The 16,253-nt window shown below is 53.1% G+C and carries 13 protein-coding genes and 1 tRNA gene; 12 read left to right on the top strand and 2 right to left on the bottom strand.

The window, feature by feature from the left end:
• Positions 1 to 227 precede the first annotated feature (227 nt).
• A complete protein-coding gene (locus tag H575_RS07430; RefSeq protein ID WP_042700247.1) occupies positions 228 to 1,082 on the bottom strand; it encodes a BRO-N domain-containing protein in 855 nt (284 codons plus the stop codon).
• A 469-nt stretch (positions 1,083 to 1,551) separates the two neighbouring features.
• Between H575_RS07430 and H575_RS09320 the strand changes: the two genes are divergently transcribed.
• Positions 1,552 to 1,710, top strand: a complete 159-nt coding sequence (locus H575_RS09320) for a hypothetical protein (RefSeq protein WP_155897867.1) — start codon at positions 1,552 to 1,554, stop codon at positions 1,708 to 1,710.
• 266 nt (positions 1,711 to 1,976) lie between these two features.
• Here H575_RS09320 and H575_RS07425 read toward each other — a convergent pair whose 3' ends face one another.
• A complete protein-coding gene (locus tag H575_RS07425; protein ID WP_245554506.1) occupies positions 1,977 to 3,173 on the bottom strand; it encodes a C45 family autoproteolytic acyltransferase/hydolase in 1,197 nt (398 codons plus the stop codon).
• A 214-nt stretch (positions 3,174 to 3,387) separates the two neighbouring features.
• Between H575_RS07425 and H575_RS07420 the strand changes: the two genes are divergently transcribed.
• The 11 genes from H575_RS07420 to H575_RS07370 all read left to right on the top strand — a co-directional run bounded on the left by H575_RS07420 (position 3,388) and on the right by H575_RS07370 (position 16,167).
• Positions 3,388 to 6,162: a M1 family metallopeptidase gene (locus H575_RS07420; protein ID WP_052320017.1), complete on the top strand. Its 2,775-nt coding sequence runs from the start codon at positions 3,388 to 3,390 to the stop codon at positions 6,160 to 6,162.
• Positions 6,163 to 6,637: 475 nt separating this feature from the next.
• Positions 6,638 to 7,054, top strand: coding sequence for an S-adenosylmethionine decarboxylase (gene speD / locus H575_RS07415; RefSeq protein ID WP_042700243.1), 417 nt, complete (start codon positions 6,638 to 6,640; stop codon positions 7,052 to 7,054).
• Between the two features lie 313 nt (positions 7,055 to 7,367).
• Complete coding sequence (gatC, locus tag H575_RS07410) at positions 7,368 to 7,637, top strand: Asp-tRNA(Asn)/Glu-tRNA(Gln) amidotransferase subunit GatC (RefSeq protein WP_042700242.1); 270 nt, start codon at positions 7,368 to 7,370, stop codon at positions 7,635 to 7,637.
• Position 7,638: 1 nt separating this feature from the next.
• Positions 7,639 to 8,913, top strand: a complete 1,275-nt coding sequence (gatA, locus tag H575_RS07405) for an Asp-tRNA(Asn)/Glu-tRNA(Gln) amidotransferase subunit GatA (RefSeq protein WP_042700240.1) — start codon at positions 7,639 to 7,641, stop codon at positions 8,911 to 8,913.
• Positions 8,914 to 10,347 carry an Asp-tRNA(Asn)/Glu-tRNA(Gln) amidotransferase subunit GatB gene (gatB, locus tag H575_RS07400; protein WP_042700237.1) on the top strand — a complete coding sequence of 478 codons (1,434 nt, stop codon included), beginning with the start codon at positions 8,914 to 8,916 and terminating at the stop codon, positions 10,345 to 10,347. It begins immediately after the preceding gene.
• Positions 10,348 to 10,349: 2 nt separating this feature from the next.
• Positions 10,350 to 13,157, top strand: a complete 2,808-nt coding sequence (locus tag H575_RS07395; RefSeq protein WP_042700233.1) for a DNA topoisomerase I — start codon at positions 10,350 to 10,352, stop codon at positions 13,155 to 13,157.
• Positions 13,154 to 13,834, top strand: a complete 681-nt coding sequence (locus H575_RS07390) for a phosphoglycerol geranylgeranyltransferase (RefSeq protein WP_042700231.1) — start codon at positions 13,154 to 13,156, stop codon at positions 13,832 to 13,834. The genes H575_RS07395 and H575_RS07390 overlap by 4 nt, the downstream gene beginning before the upstream one ends.
• Positions 13,834 to 14,580: an RNA methyltransferase gene (locus tag H575_RS07385; RefSeq protein ID WP_042700227.1), complete on the top strand. Its 747-nt coding sequence runs from the start codon at positions 13,834 to 13,836 to the stop codon at positions 14,578 to 14,580. Before H575_RS07390 ends, H575_RS07385 begins: the two co-directional genes overlap by 1 nt.
• Before the next feature lie 67 nt (positions 14,581 to 14,647).
• Positions 14,648 to 14,719, top strand: a tRNA-Gly gene (locus H575_RS07380).
• A gap of 48 nt (positions 14,720 to 14,767) precedes the next feature.
• A complete protein-coding gene (hycI, locus tag H575_RS07375) occupies positions 14,768 to 15,211 on the top strand; it encodes a hydrogenase maturation peptidase HycI (RefSeq protein WP_042700426.1) in 444 nt (147 codons plus the stop codon).
• A gap of 53 nt (positions 15,212 to 15,264) precedes the next feature.
• Positions 15,265 to 16,167, top strand: a complete 903-nt coding sequence (locus H575_RS07370; protein ID WP_042700225.1) for a beta/alpha barrel domain-containing protein — start codon at positions 15,265 to 15,267, stop codon at positions 16,165 to 16,167.
• Positions 16,168 to 16,253: the final 86 nt, after the last annotated feature.

Raw genomic sequence — 16,253 nt, 5'->3', positions numbered from 1 at the left:
CTTCGCACGCTTGAATCGGCGCGAACCGCAAAGCTTTGCTTTGCAGTTCGCGGTTGGTTTTTTTCTTGAGTCTGCACTAATGCCGCACACGAAATCGAAGTGCATCTCATAAGTACGTCAGTTTTTTCGGTTGAGATCACACCGCGTAACTCCTATTCAAAAAAGAAAGATCAGATCGATCGAGCATTCAGCAGTTTCCACCAACTAACCAGTCTCTGGACCTCACATCACTCATCCATATCCTTCAGCCGCTTCTTTGGTTTTTCATTCAGATAATTTTCCGGCGAAGAAACAGAGTGACCAAGTTCCTTCTCTGTCTCTCTTCGGGCAACGCCGGCAACATTTCCCCCGCGTCTGGCAACGATCTTATTCGCAGGAAGACCAGACGGTTTTTCCTTCCCCGAGATCTCCGTCGTCACCCGCTCGCCAAGCATCGTAAAAATCAGTTCAAGATCAGTCATATGGTCACGGAGATTTTCGTTCTTCTTGGCAAGACCTTTAAACACCTTATACTCAGAAGGCGTCATACCAAACGCAGCATTGGTAATCTCAGCAGTCAGGATAGCAAAATCCTTTTCTGAAGAAATCCCTCTTTCCTTCCACTCATCGGTAAGATTCTGACGGATCGCAATTCCCCGAAGGCGTTTATCGATCCAGTCTTTCGAATACCCCTTCTGCTCATACAGATCCTTCATCCGTTCCTGGGCGCGTTCCGGATCCTCGATCTCCAAAACCCTGTCATATCCGACCTCGGCAAGCCACACCTTGAAAGGCTCCGCCTTTGGCGAAGGAATTGACTGGACAAGACGGAAAAGCTGCTTGGTATTCAAAACATCTGTCTTGTAGTATTTCCCGTCCTTCGGGGACGCCATTTTCAGTTGGTTACAATTTGTAACCGACTGATTACCTTCCTTAATAAGCCTGGATTTGAGGACCTTCCAGTAATTATTCGGATTCGCACTTTCCGTTAATACCGCAATAATGTCCACGATCGAAAAATACCACTGTTCTTCCTCCGGATTCCAAACTGAACGTATCTTCCTATCCTGAAAAATCTTAATCACATTCTTTTCATCAGTCATATCCTGCACCCCGGAGTATCCGGTCCTCTGATGAATACCCTCTTGTAGGGATCGACGGATCACTCGGCATCATTAGCAGAATATAGGTAACAGAGACATATAAAAGCGATGAAAAAAGAGGAAACCCGCATAAGATGTTATGCAAGGCAAGTTAGGGTTTTATCTCGATCGGAGAGCTACGGGGAGCCCGTTCCTTCATAGCGTGAATTAATTATACACCCACTCTGCCGCAAAAAATAGAGATAAATTCAATATCTGTCAAAATACCGAATGAAATGCCAGATGTTTTTCCAGGTCTCCCTACTAGGGATGCCTGTCCGAGACCCAGGACCTGGGAGCGGCAAAGTATGCGTCGCCCATTATTTCAGAACGCGGTGCAACGTCTTGCTGATCAGACGGTCGCGTTTTCGTTTGAAGGGGTCCTGCTGAACGAGGTGATCGACCGGTCTGTCCAGTATGTAGACGGCCGGTGTATTTCCTGTGGGCGAAACGTCTGTTCGGGACGGATCCGGGCGTGTGTCTGTATCTTTCAGATACGGACGAGGTCGTGTCGTTTACGATGGATGAGGAGCGGGCGAAGGGGCTGGTGGCGGAGAAGATGGGGGAGAATAAATCCCGTCCAAACTAAAATGGAACTTTCGGTTGGACGGATATTTTTCTAATCCCAATAGGAGTGGTGGTGGTGTAGATCCAATTCGGAAAGGCGTTTATTGGGTGTGGAAACATGAGATAAAGCCAACCGCGCCGATTCGCGGTTGGTTTTTTTCTCTTGTGTCAAAACGAATGCCTTACACGAAATCAAAATACATCTTACACGCACGTCAGCTTTTTTCGGTTGAGATCACACCGCACACGTCCGATTCAAAAAAAAGAATGAGAGATCAGCGATCTCTCTCACATCGCAAACAGCGGAGCAAGCTCCACCTTCTGCCAGTCCAGATCGATCACCTTCATCCACAGGGTCTGGTTCGACGGAACGAACACCGCCTGATGGTTCGATGAGTAGAGATATCCTTCAAGGATCGAGTGACGGAAGGTCGCCCCGCCGTCTTCCAAGAGCACATCGCGGATCCGCATCATCTTTTCGGCATCGATCGTCCCCTTCGCAGCTTCCGCCTGGCTCAGCAGATTCGTATATCTGGTCAGCGAGTGTTCTTCCGGCGGGGTCGTCAGGTTCCAGCTCGGATCAGCAAAGTGGTTCGCCGCCGCGACGACCCCCTCGCCTGTCCGCACCTTCGTCTCGGTAAGACCGGCCTCTAAGACATATGCTCCATTTGGTCCGGCAATATCCACGATCCAGGCAACATCCGGACGGGTCGTCAAAACAGCCGTCTTCAGACCGGCAAGATCCGAGTAATCGAGCATCAGGCGGAAAAACTCCGAGATCATATCAGGGCGGTCATCCTGTCCCACGGGAACGAGACCCGAGTTGTCATCCGCGATAAAAAGCCCGGCGCTGTTCATCAGCGTCTCGGGCCTGGAACCCGCTGGACCGATGGTCGCGACCCCGTTGCTGCCGTCCGTCGGCCGGTACACGGCCAGCACATAATACCGATTGAACGGCTCCACGAAATCGGGCAGATCCCAGTTTCGCGAAACGATGACCGAGCCGTCTGTTGTGTATTCACCCCAGACAGTGAGATAGGAACAGCCGGCCGGCATGGAAAGATAGAGGGCCGGTCCGTAGTAGAGCAGAGAGATATCCTCTTCGGTGAGTCCGGTCGTCTCGGCCATACCGCGGGCGATCTCCTTCATCCGCTCGGGCTGATTCTGCGTGTCGGATGCCGCATAGCTTTGGAGATAATCGATCGTGTATCCGCGGTCTTTGAGGGCGCCGGTGAGCATTGCATACTCGGCGAGAAGTTCGGGTTTCATAAGCCCGCCATACTGCCGGCCCATCTCACGATAGGATCCTTCAAGCAGGATGACGGGATAGGTTCCGGCCATATACCGGTCGCCGCCTTCGAAGGAAGAGGCGAAGGTCATCTCGGGATTGCCCGCGGGCGATCCGGGTACGGATGTTATACATCCGGCTGCGAGTACGAGTGATACAAGCAGCATGATCAGAAATATCGGTTTTTTCAGGTCCATAGAATCACTTCGTGAGTTCGTTTGAGATATTCACCCCGGATAGTATTTTATATCTTCTGCCGGCCAAACTGCTGACCATCCGGACATTATATGCAGGGGTACATTTTCGCGGATGTCGTGCGGACAGATAACAGAAAATGACAGGGAACGACCCGGAGTCGTTTTGGCGTTGGATTTTATCTGATATCACGCCCAACTGAAATAACAGCAGAATATGTCAGATACCTACAGATATCATCCGGCAGAATTTCCCGAACCCCCCGTTCGTGTCGATCACATCACCGCCGCATTCGATATAACTGAAGAACGTGTCAGTGTCTCCGCCGAAACGACCTTTACCGTTCGCACTGAAAAACTCAGCGAACTCATTCTCAATGCCAAAAATCTTGAGATTCAAAGCGTCAGGCAGAACACGCGTCCGATAAACTATACCTATGAAAACGATCTCATCACCATAACCCTCCAGCGCCCCTTATCCAAAGGAGCCGAATTCAAGATCGTGACCTATACCACCTGCCGCCCGACCTCCCACATCCTCGAAGGCATCTACTTCGATGTCACCCCTCCGGGTCTCCCCCGGACCATGATCACCCAGTGCCAGCAGTGGGGTTTTCAGCGGATCATCCCCTGTATCGATGATATGCGGGCCAAATGCACATGGACCACCACCATCATTGCGGATTCACGATACACCAACCTTATCTCGAACGGAAACGTCATCCGCGAACGGATGAGGTATGATGAACGCCGGGACACCATCACCTATCAGAACAACGAACCCATGCCCCCGTACCTCTTCTTCCTCGGTGTTGGAACTTGGGATACCTTCTCGCGTGACTTCCTCTATCCTGACGGAAAAACCGTCAGACTAGAACTTCTCGGACCCAAAGGCTCGGATCCCGTCTCTGCCAAAACAGCGCTGGATATCATGGCAGACTGCATTCTCTGGACCTATCTCTACACCGGGCCGGAGCGGTATGAATCGATCGATCTGCGAAACGAGATATACCGGCTCTGTAAAGTCCGTGACGCCCTTTCCCGCGGGGCAGAGCCGGACGAACTGGAAGAGGCGATCGAGCCTGTCCGCCGGCAGATCACCTCCCTTATGAAAAATCTGATCTGCGGGTATCAGTATCCGTATGAGGTCTATCGTGAGATCGCGATGCAGAACTCCGACTTCGGCGGCATGGAAAACACCGGGAATACCACGATCATCGCCAGCCGGATCATGCCGGACCCGGAGATCACGGACAGTTCATTTGAGTATCTGATAGGGGTCAAACAGCATGAATTCTATCACAATCTGAACGGTTCGAGCGTCACCGGGGACACGCCGTTCTCCATCTGGCTCAACGAAGCGGTCACTGTGATGATGGAGGACGAGTATCTCGCCTTCCTTTTTGGAAAAGAGTATGTCAGACTCCAAAATATCCTGCAGATGTACACTCCCGGGACCGGGACCTTCTCTCTGGATACAGGTCTGGTCGCCTTGCCCATAGAACCCTCGGGTTTCAATGATCCAAACGATCTCATCAGTTCCGTGACCTATGTAAAGGCCCCTGAATTTACCCGGATGATCGAGACGATGCTTGGAAAAAGAGCGTTCGCCTGGGCTCTTGATCTGTATCACAAACGGTTTGCCGGGAAAAACGCATCTCCACGCGACTGGCTGCATGCCATGGAGGATGTCGGCAGGACCGACTTCTCCTTCATGGCGGACCGGTGGCTCAAACAGACCGGCTACCCGGTGGTTTCGGCTTCTGCCCGCTATGATCCGGAAAACGATGCGGCCGAGATCTTTGTCTCGCAGAAGATCCCGGCAGGCAGCAACCCCTGGATCTTTCCGTTCACCGGCCGGCTCATCAATGACAAAGGCGAGGTCGTTGCCGAGTTCATGAAAAAAATCGATTCCGAGCGGCTGACCTTCCAGGTCCCGTGCACGGGAGCATTTTCATTTGCCGTCTGGAATCTGGATCATGCCGCCTATCTGAAGATGGAGACCGCCGCATCCGATGACGAACTCTATATGCAGCTTAAGTATGATACGGATGTCGTGATCTCATTTTTGACCCACTGCACGCTTTTCGAGCGGGAGATGGTCAGGCTCTGCCGTGATGAGAACAGAGAGGTCTCACCCCGTCTCGTTGATGAGTATATCCGTGCCCTCTCCGATTCTGCAGAGATGGAACGCGTAGGAGCGCTGCCTTTGACACTGTTTGAATCGGTGAGCGATCCCGAGTTTGCCAGCTCACACACAAAACTCTATCAGGCAAAGCGGAGGTTCATGTCGGCAGTTGCGAGATCCGGCAAAGAAAGACTCCAGGCACTTCTTTTCGCATACTCGACCCCTCCGGAAACGGCCGTCTCTTTGGTGAAACTTGCCAGGATTTTCAAGACCAGGAGTGTGAAAAACCTGATCCTCTCACTGCTTGCAACGCTGGATACTCCCGACATCCATGCGATGCTCAAAGAGAGCTATGAAAACGCTGTCTGTTCAACTGACCGGATGACCGCGTTGTCCCTGTATCTTTCAGGCAGCGCTTTGGACCGGATGGATATGCTGAATGCCGAACTTGAGCGTTCAAAGAATAATCCGATCGCATTTGAAAACTTCATCTCGGCAGTTTCCGCAACCAGCTCACCTGATACGGTCAGCTATCTGAAAATAATCGAGTCGTCAGACGCCTTCGATCCGGAACAGACCGGACTTGCGCGTTCACTATATCTCCGTTTTGCGCAGAACAGAAAGATCTCGCTGGAAACGGCGGAAGGCCGGGCGTTTCTGGAAAGTGCCCTCCTGCGTCTTGCGCCCCTCAACGAGTACATGACGACCGGTCTGCTTTCGGTCTTCTCCCATCTGAACGAGTATGAACCTGCTGTCAAAGGACCGCTTCTTCTGATCCTGGAAAATCTGCGTAATACGGTCACGGAGGAAAAAGCCCCATGCGTTCACCGGACTGTTCTCCAGATGCTGAATAAGATCACCTGATGCCTGCGGGTTTCACGAAAACCCCTCACCTTTTTATCCTGATCTTGCATATGGCAAAACCTTCTGTTCCAGACCTTCGGCCATCGGTTTTTCCCCCTGATTTAGAGGGCGCATCGCCTGAAACGGCGTGTTTTTTTTATTCGCGTTTAATCATGCCGATTTTGATTCTATGGTCTATAATTGGCCTGATTTTGATTTTATGATGAAATAGGCCGCAGATGGTGAAAATGAGGAAAATACGTCAGCAGATGACGAATCAGACGATTTTGCACAGAGATTTTTCAGAGAAAGATTTAAATGCTGTACTGCTGACATATTATTATCCAACGTGTGCTGTAGGGAGTAAATAAGCCGTGTTCCAAACGAGGAAGAAACGGTGCTAAACCTCATAGATGAAGCCCCAGGCAGAAGTCTGTCTGAGGCGGGATGCAGCCCGAAAGGGAGGCAGACACGCCACGATGGAAGGACTTTATCTATGAAACAGATGACAGCAAACCACCTGACCGACGCAGAGGTCATTGCAGAGTTTAAGAAAGAAGACTGCTGGGGTCTTTGCACCTCTATCGACCTGAAAGAGTGTGACCCGGCAACGATCCGTGACGCAGAGAAGATCCACCAGTTCGTACTGGAACTTGCCGACCTGATCGACATGAAACGCTTCGGCGAACCGCAGATCATCCACTTCGGTCCAAATGACAGAGTCGCCGGGTATTCGATGACCCAGCTCATCGAGACCTCCCTCCTCTCAGCTCACTTCGCCAACGACACCAATGCAGCCTATATCGATATCTTCAGCTGCAAAGAATACGCACCCTCGGTCGCCTCAGCATTCTGCAAGAAGTTCTTCGGCGCAAAGGGAATGAACACCACAGTGTTCTTCAGAACCATATAATCCAACCCCCAATATTTTTTTCTCCCGGGTTTTTTCAGACCCTGTTTTCATGTTTCCGCACCGCCTGTTATGAAAATCATTACTGATGGCGGCCAATTATTTGCGGCCGCTATATTCTGTGTCTGCAGACCTGTTTTTTTCTGTGCCGGCAAAACCGCACAATACTATCAACTCACGCGCTTTTGGATTTTTGCCGGGTCGTGATGCTGCGTAACCCCGGGTATCACCCTGATTTCCTATGCCTGAGTGGCAACCCTTATAATCCCTTAAGCACTCACCAAAAATATACCAATTCTCAAAAGGACATTCACCCATGGTAAAAGAAAACGACGTACTCCATATTGCCGAACTGGCAGACATCGGCATTTCCTCCCCGGAACTCGGCAGATTCACCGAGCAGTTCAACGCGATCCTCGAATATTTTGACATTCTCGACACATTTGAAGCATCAGAGCCGCTGATGCGTCCTCTTGTGAACGTCTTTCGCGAGGATGAAGTCACCCCGTCGATCTCTCAGGACGATGCTCTTAGAAACTCGCACAACCCTGAAGACGGGTATGTTCGCGCGCCAAAGGTGATCTGAGATGAACGATATCTATAATGCATATCTCAATATGGACGAGATCGCCGGAAGCAAAACGGGAAGCCTGGCAGGGGTCCGTGTTTCAATAAAAGACAATATCTCCACCAAAGACATCGAAACGACCTGCGCATCAAAAATACTCAAAGGCTATATCCCCCCTTATGATGCGCATGTCATCACTCTCCTGAAAGCAGAGGGCGCGGTGATCGCCGGAAAAACTAATCTAGATGAGTTCGGTATGGGCTCGACCACGGAAAACAGTGCTTTTGGCCCTGCCCTCAACCCGCGTGACGTGAGCCGCGTGACCGGCGGAAGTTCCGGAGGTTCGGCTGCCGCAATCGCCGGCGGTCTTGTTTCCATGGCTCTTGGAAGCGACACCGGCGGTTCGGTCCGCTGTCCGGCCGCATGGTGCGGGGTCGTCGGTCTCAAACCGTCTTACGGCAGAGTGAGCAGATTTGGTCTGATCGCCTATGCCAACTCTTTTGAGCAGATCGGCCCGATGGCAGCCAATGTCCGGGATGCGGCAAAACTTTTCTCCGTGATCGCCGGCCATGATCCAAAGGACTCGACGTCGGTCAATAAACCCTACGACGGAAACGTCAGACCCGAGATCAGCGGAAAAGTGATCGGCATTCCAAAAGAGTACTTCGGCGAAGGCGTCGACACAGGCGTTGCGGCGCAGGTCCGTAAAGCGATCGGAAAGCTCGAGGAGCTTGGCGCGAAAATCGTGGATGTGTCGCTTCCTTCGATGAAGTATGCACTTCCGGCTTACTATGTTACCTGCACCTGCGAAGCGAGTTCGAACCTCGGCAGGTTCGACGGGGTCAGGTTCGGTCCGGAGCCCGAGATGAACCTCCCCTGGCACGATGCCTACACCAAAGTCCGCGAGGCAGGCTTCGGCGGTGAAGTGAGACGCCGGATCCTTCTTGGGACCTTCGCTCTTTCCGCCGGATACTACGGCAAATACTATGTCAAGGCCCAGCACGCAAAACAGCTGATCGCAAAGGACTTCGCGGCGGCTCTTCAGACCTGCGACATGCTCGCCGGTCCGACGATGCCCAACATTGCGCCAAAGATCGGCGAACTGACTGCAGATCCCCTGCAGATGTATCTTGCAGATATCCTCACCGTCCCGGTAAATATCGCCGGCATACCTGCAATCTCCGTTCCCTGCGGAACCGCACACGGAATGCCTGTCGGACTCCAGCTCATGGGCCGGATGTTTGGCGAGGAGACCATTCTGAATGCCGCTCTGGCTTTTGAGGAGGCGGTTTAAATGGCGGATGAAGAATTCATCGTCGTGATCGGCCTAGAGGTCCACTGTCAGCTGGACACTGCTTCCAAATTATTCTGCGGATGCTCGGCTGATTTCCGTGCCGATGCCCCGAACACGCATGTCTGTCCGGTCTGTCTCGGCCTACCCGGAGCAATGCCCGTCCTGAATAAAAAGGCGATCGAGTATGCCCTGAAGGTTGCAAAGGCGCTCAACTGCCGGATCCCTGAAGAAGGCGAGTTCTGCAGAAAGAACTACTTCTACCCGGATCTTGTCAAAGCATATCAGATCACGATGGGAGACAACCCTCTCGCTCTCGGCGGCTACATCGAGATCGAAGACGACGCCGGAAATCCGAAGGTCGTCAACTTAACGCGGATCCATGTCGAAGAGGACCCTGGCCGTCTCGTTCACATGGGGAACAAGGAACGCGGGCACTACACCCTCGTCGACTACAACAGATCAGGTATCCCCTTAATCGAGATGGTCACCGAGCCGGAACTTTCCTCGCCGAAAGAAGCACGCCGTCTGTTAAACAAACTGCGGGCGACGCTTGAGTATCTCGATGTCTTCGATCCGGAAAAGGAAGGAAGCATCCGTGTCGATGCGAACATCTCGATCAAAGGACATGAACGCGTCGAGATCAAGAACATCTCCTCCTACAAAGGCGTGGAGAAAGCGCTGACCTTCGAGATCACGAGACAGAAGAATCTGATCAGAAGAGGGGGCACGATCTCCCGCGAGACCCGGCACTTCCAGGAAGGAAAAGGCACGACCACCTCGGCACGTTCAAAAGAGGTCGCGAATGATTATCGGTACTTCCCCGAACCGGATCTGCCCGTGATCAGGGTTTCCGACTGGGTGGAAAAGATCGCTCTGCCGGAGCTGCCGGACGCACGCCGCGACCGGTTCATGTCCCAGTACGGTGTCGCCGTAAACCATGCCCGGACCCTCACGGGAGATCTGCATCTTGCAGAGTTCTACGAACTCGTTGCTCCGGTCGGAGCACAGATCGCCGCATCCTGGGTCGCCGATATCCTGATCGGCGAACTCAATTACCGTGATATGCCTCTGTCGAAGGTCACCTCCCACGCCGACCAGTTCAAAGAGCTCATCATCCTCGTCCGCGACCAGAAGATCACCGACAAAGCCGGCGTCGAAGTTCTGCGTGTCTGGCTCGATTCCCTCCAAACGGAAGGCGCTCCCGAGTCACCTGCCGGGATCGTGGCACGTCTCGGTCTTACCCGCGAGTCCGGAGAAAGTTTCCGGGGGATCGTAGAAAAGATCCTTGCAGAAAATCCCCAGCCGGCAGCCGACCACAAGGCCGGGAAAAAAGGCGCTTTGAACTTTATTGTCGGGCAGGTCATGAAGGAAACCAAAGGAAAATCCGATCCCCGTGAAATTCATGCGATGATTGCTGAAATCCTCGGAGAGTAAGCATGCACCTCATCATCGCCGAAAAGAATATTGTTGCGGAAAGGGTAGCAGCATTTCTGGCAGGCAAAGCGAAGGTCCAGGTCACACGGGACGGTGCGGCGGCGCATTACGTCTTCGATGATACGGTGGTCATGGGTCTTCGCGGTCACGTGGTCGAGGTCGATTTCGTGGAAGGGTACAACAACTGGCGGAGTGTCGAACATCCGCCAAGATCCCTGATCAATGCCGACATCATAAAAAAACCGACTGAGAAGAAGATCGTCGGCGCGATGCAGAAGTTTGCCAAAAAAGCGACCCGCGTTACCATCGCGACCGATTATGATACCGAAGGAGAACTCATCGGAAAAGAGGCGTATGAACTCATCCGGGCAGTAAATGCCAAAGTCCCTATCGACCGGGCGCGATTCTCAGCGATCACGAAGGACGAGATCGTCAAATCGATCCAGGAAGCGACGGCGCTGGATTTCAACCTGGCGGCGGCCGGCGAATCCCGGCAGATCATCGACCTCGTCTGGGGAGCCTCGCTTACCCGTTTTCTCTCGATAACCGCCCACCGCGGTGCTGACAGTATCCTATCTGTTGGAAGAGTGCAGAGTCCGACCCTTGCTATGATCGTTGACCGCGAACGGGAGATCGAAGCGTTCGTTCCGACAAAGTACTGGATGCTTTCCCTCGCAACGGAGAAGGCCGGCATCGGGGTGGAGGCCCGCCATATCCACGGAAGATTCACCGATCCTGCCGAGGCGAAGGCCGCATACGAGGCAACCAAGGCCCCGGTCAAAGTCACCGACGTTATTACCGGTCATAAGATCGACCGTGCGCCTGCCCCCCTTGATACGACGGCGCTGATCGTCGGAGCGAGCAGACTGGGCATCTCAGCGTCATATGCCATGAACCGGGCAGAGGATCTCTACATGCGCGGATTCATCTCATACCCGAGAACCGACAACACCGTGTACCCGAAGAGTCTGAAGATCGCCGAACATATGGAGATATTTGCGCACGGCGCATTTGCAAAGGAAGCAGGATACGTCAAAGATCATCTGCGCAGTGTCCCGACCCGCGGCAAAAAAGAGACGACCGACCACCCGCCGATCCACCCGACCTCGCATGCAAACCGCGAGGAGATCGGCGACGATGTATCCTGGAAGCTGTATGAGTTCATTGTCCGAAGATTCTTTGCCACGATCTGTATCGATGCGGAGTGGGAAACGCTGAAGATCAATCTTCAGGCAGGTTTCGAGCCGTATACGATAACCGGAGGCAGGATCCTCGAACCAGGATGGCGGGGTGTCTATCCCTACAGCAAAGCGGAAGAGAACATCCTTCCCGAGTTCACCGTCGGCGAGACGCTGCCTCTTCTCTCGAAAAACTCCGAGGAGAAGGAGACGCAGCCTCCCGCACGCTACTCCCAGAGCAGGCTCATCCAAAGAATGGAGGAGCTTGGACTTGGTACGAAAAGTACCCGCCATGAGGTGATCAGCAAACTCGCCGGCCGGAAATACATCGAAGGAAATCCGATGAAACCGACGATCATCGGCCGCGCCGTGACCGAGTCGCTCGAGGAGTTCGCCGGAACGATCACGGAACCGACGATGACCAAGACGCTTGAAGAGCATATGGGCGATATCGCCGGCGGAAAAAATACGATCGACAAGGTGCTTTCCGAGTCACGCAAGATGCTTTCCGGCATCTTTGATGATCTCGAAAAGAACGAAGCGGCCATCGGCAGGGATCTTATGGAGAGGACACGCGAGGAGCAGACGATCGGACCCTGCCCTGTCTGCGGCAAACCTCTCAGGATCAAACGGGTCGGCAGTTCCCAGTTTATCGGCTGTTCCGGGTATCCGGACTGTACGTTCAATGCAGGACTGCCGCCCGCGACCTGGGGAAATGCGGTGAAAATGAATGAGGTGTGCGAGATCCACGGACTGAACCATGTCCAGCTTCTCAGAAAAGGAGCTCCCGCATGGAAGATCGGCTGTCCGCTCTGCTCCCACATCAAATCGAACACCGACGCATTTCTCCTTATACCCGCAATGACGGAGGAGGGGGTCAGAAAGCTCAATGCGGCCCATATTTATACCGTCTCCGAGCTGATCTCACGGGGACCTGCTGTCCTTGCAAAGAATCTCGGCGTCACGACTTCCGCAGCGGAAAAGCTTATCCGGGAGGCGGAAGAAGTGCTGGCTCTCCTGAAAAAACGGACCGAGCTGAAAAAGTTCGTATCGAAAAATGTCACGCCGAAACGCGGCCGCGGCCACTCCAAAGTGAGTGCCGCCCTGATCAGCAGGGGTATTGCCGATGTCGAAGCTCTTTCCCGTGCTGATCCGCAGGATCTTCTTGAGGCAAAACTCAGCGAGGCAGAGGCAGCATCTCTTGTAGCCGAGGCAAAAAGCCTGATCAATATCACCCGCATGAAGGAGTACGGCGTTCCGGCGATCACGCTGAAGAAGTATGTCAACGCCGGATTCGATGATCCGGAAAAGTTTGTATCGGTCCATCCGGCAGGTCTGTCGCTTGCGACCGGCGTGTCGGTCGCGACGATCTGCAATCATCAGAAGCTGGTCGCTGAAAAACTCTGCCGGCCATGTCCGGAAAAGATCAGCAAAGCCGCTTTCGATGCCGGCATCACCCCGTTAAAAAAGAAGGCTGACCCTGAACTCCTCACCCCGCTTGCCTTGGCAGGCGTCTACAGCCCGGAACTGCTGGTCAAGGCGGATGTAAAGACACTGAAAGCCGTTACCGGCATTGAGGAAAAGCAGATCGCCGATCTGCAGAAATATGCAAAGAAGGTGACTGAAAAATGAGATGGCAAACCTGGCGTCACATCACCAAACTTGACCCCGACAAGGTCATAACCAAAGAAGAGATCGCAGAAATCGCAGCAAGCGAAACGGATGCTTTGATGCTTTCGGGCACGCTGGACGTTACGCCGGAAAACCTGGCGCAGCTCTATGACAATGTCAGGGATGCGGGTCTTCCGCTCACCGTCGAGCCGGCCGATCCCTCCTGCGCGAGATTTGCAGGCATCGACTATGTGTTTGTTCCAAGCGTGTTCAATGCCGGTCACCCGGCCTTTATCACCGGCCTTCACAAGGAATGGGCACAACATGCTGAGATCCAGTGGGATAAAGTGGTCCAGGAGGCCTATGTCGTGCTGAATCCAAACTCGTCGGTGGGCAGACTCACCCGCGCAAAATGTGATCTCTCCCCTGCCGAGGTCGCGGCCTACGCGGTCATCGCAGAAAAATACTACGCCATGCCGGTGTTTTACATCGAGTACAGCGGGATGTACGGCGACCCTGCGGTCACCCGCGCCGTTTCCGAGGCGGTTTCACAGACCCGGGTCTATTACGGCGGAGGTATCAACTCCGGTGAAAAAGCCGCGGAGATGGGGGAGTACGCCGACACGATCATTGTCGGAAATGCGGTTTACGAAGCAGGACCTTCAGTTCTCAAAGAGACGGTGAAGGCGGTCAAATAATGCCCGAGATCGACATCGTCCTAGTGGAACCTCTGTACGAAGGAAATATCGGATTCGCCGCCCGCGTGATGAAGAACTTCGGTTTTCACAACATGGTCCTGGTCAACCCCCCCAAACTCACGATGGAGTGTACGGCCCGTTCGTCCCATGCGAAGGATGTTTTGGAAAACGCGGAGCGCATCACGCTTGAAGAGGTCTTTGCCAGAAGCGACCTGTGTATCGCGACAACCGGAGGTCTCTCGAAATCCGTTTCCAACCCGATGAGGATGCCGTATTATTCGGTCGCCGAACTCCGCGAGATGATAAAAGGGATCGACGGCAGGATCGCGATCCTGTTCGGCCGGGAGAACTGGGGGCTGAACAATGAAGAGATCGCCCGGTGTGATATCGTCTGCACGATCCCGACCAGTGACGAGTACCCCATCCTGAACATCTCCCATGCGATCGGAATCGTCTGTTATGAACTTGCCCACCTCCAGCGCGGTGAGTATCTTCTTGCGAATAAAACCGAAATGGATGCCTTGTATGCGCACATCGAACGCTTCCTGGAAGGGATCCGCCACCCTGTGGAAAAACGTGAGACGACGGTCCTTCTTGCAAAGAGAGTGCTCGGCAGAACGAAGCTTACGGTCAGGGAAGCCAGCACGCTCCACGGAATCCTGCGAAGGACCGAGTGGCATCTCAAACATCCGGGTCAGGCATATGATGCCGAAGACCGCGAATACTGGTCAGGAGATGAGGAGTAAAACCTCCCTCTCCATGACTGCAAATAGTAATCCTTTTAATGTTTATACGTCCTTGTAATTAGTGCAAGCATCGATAGTGTAGTGGTTATCACTAGGCGTTGCCAACGCCTAAACTCGGGTTCGAGTCCCGGTCGATGCATCTTCTGTTTTTGAGATTTTGGATAGATATGTTTTTAGAAAGGCCGGTATGACAGTAATTCTTCTCGGGGTCGGCAATCCTCTTGATTCTGATGACGGCGCAGGACCTTTTCTTGCGGATATGCTGCGCGATTTTCCCGGCGTAACGGCTTTCAACTGCGGGACCGCACCGGAGAACTTCACCGGCCTCGTCAGAAAACTCAGACCCGACCTTCTTCTCATTGCCGACGCCGCCGACATGGGGCTGCCCCCGGGATCTGTCCGGATCATCCCGCCGGAAAAGATCCATGACACGGCGGTCGGCACCCATATGCTCCCTTTGTATCATCTGGTCGATTATTTGGCAGATTCCGCAGGCAAAACACTGATAATCGGCATCCAGCCGGCGAGTCTCGCATTCGGCGGGGAGCTGAGCGCGTCTGTTCAATCGGCATTGAACGAATTAAAGATGATGATTGCCGAAAATACTCTTCTGAAAATCCCTGTTTTGTGATTTCGGGTAAAGATAAAGTTAATCTCTGTCGAAGAACAGAGATTAATACGATCATGTCCGATATCAAAGTCCCTCTCGACGTCCCAAAATCCATGCGGGACGTCTATATTGCCAATTACGATCTGATTACTGCCGGATCAGGCCGCCTGATGCTTTTTGCCGGCGACCAGAAGATAGAACATTTGAATGATGATTTCTATGGTGCAGGGATCCCAATAGACGATGCCGATCCGGAACATCTCTTCCGCATTGCAGCCAAAGCAAACATCGGTGTTCTTGCAGCACAACTGGGACTCATTGTCAGATATGCGATGGACTACCCCGAAGTGCCGTATCTTGTCAAGATGAACTCCAAGTCCCATCTGGTGAACGTCTCGCAGAAAGATCCGGTCTCACCCCAGCTTTGGACCGTCGAACAGGTCGTTGAGATCGCGCAGGAACACGGTCTCAAGATCGCAGGTATCGGGTACACGATCTATCTCGGCAGCGAAAAGGAGGCCGAGATGCTGGCAGAGGCCGCTCAGCTTATCAACGAGGCGCACTTCTACGGACTCGTCACCGTTCTCTGGATATACCCGAGAGGCAAGGCAGTCGGAGATGAGAAGGATCCGCATCTTATCGCCGGGGCGGCAGGTGTGGCCGCATGTCTCGGAAGCGACTTCGTCAAGGTCAATGCACCCAAAAAGGATGGAAAAACCTCGCCTGAACTTCTCAGAGAGGCGGTCCTTGCGGCCGGACGGACAAAACTTGTTTGTGCCGGAGGGTCGGCAACCACCGAAGAGAAGTTTATCCGGGAACTCTATGAACAGATCAACACTGGCGGAGCTTCAGGAAACGCGACCGGCAGAAACATCCATCAGAAATCACTGGACGATGCGGTCAAATTCTGCAATGCGATATATGCGGTCACAGTTGAAGGGAAAAGTGCTGAAGAGGCACTCAAACTTCTCGAATAATTTTTTTTGACAGGTATTTTTCAGGTGCGGATGAAAGGATCTGCAAAGGGCGCATCCACTTCCCGCAGTCGCAAATCAAAGATTTG

Source organism: Methanocorpusculum bavaricum DSM 4179 (assembly GCF_000430905.1).
Taxonomy (GTDB): Archaea; Halobacteriota; Methanomicrobia; order Methanomicrobiales; family Methanocorpusculaceae; genus Methanocorpusculum; species Methanocorpusculum parvum.
This window is presented reverse-complemented; position numbering and strand designations above follow the sequence as displayed.

Coding starts and splice junctions, on each gene's coding strand:
- gatB (WP_042700237.1), top strand. CDS start 8,914: ATGGCGGATGAAGAATTCATCGTCGTGATCGGCCTAGAGGTCCACTGT.
- gatA (WP_042700240.1), top strand. CDS start 7,639: ATGAACGATATCTATAATGCATATCTCAATATGGACGAGATCGCCGGA.
- H575_RS07420 (WP_052320017.1), top strand. CDS start 3,388: ATGTCAGATACCTACAGATATCATCCGGCAGAATTTCCCGAACCCCCC.
- hycI (WP_042700426.1), top strand. CDS start 14,768: ATGACAGTAATTCTTCTCGGGGTCGGCAATCCTCTTGATTCTGATGAC.
- H575_RS07370 (WP_042700225.1), top strand. CDS start 15,265: ATGTCCGATATCAAAGTCCCTCTCGACGTCCCAAAATCCATGCGGGAC.
- gatC (WP_042700242.1), top strand. CDS start 7,368: ATGGTAAAAGAAAACGACGTACTCCATATTGCCGAACTGGCAGACATC.
- H575_RS07390 (WP_042700231.1), top strand. CDS start 13,154: ATGAGATGGCAAACCTGGCGTCACATCACCAAACTTGACCCCGACAAG.
- H575_RS07385 (WP_042700227.1), top strand. CDS start 13,834: ATGCCCGAGATCGACATCGTCCTAGTGGAACCTCTGTACGAAGGAAAT.
- H575_RS07395 (WP_042700233.1), top strand. CDS start 10,350: ATGCACCTCATCATCGCCGAAAAGAATATTGTTGCGGAAAGGGTAGCA.
- H575_RS07425 (WP_245554506.1), bottom strand. CDS start 3,173: ATGGACCTGAAAAAACCGATATTTCTGATCATGCTGCTTGTATCACTC.
- speD (WP_042700243.1), top strand. CDS start 6,638: ATGAAACAGATGACAGCAAACCACCTGACCGACGCAGAGGTCATTGCA.
- H575_RS07430 (WP_042700247.1), bottom strand. CDS start 1,082: ATGACTGATGAAAAGAATGTGATTAAGATTTTTCAGGATAGGAAGATA.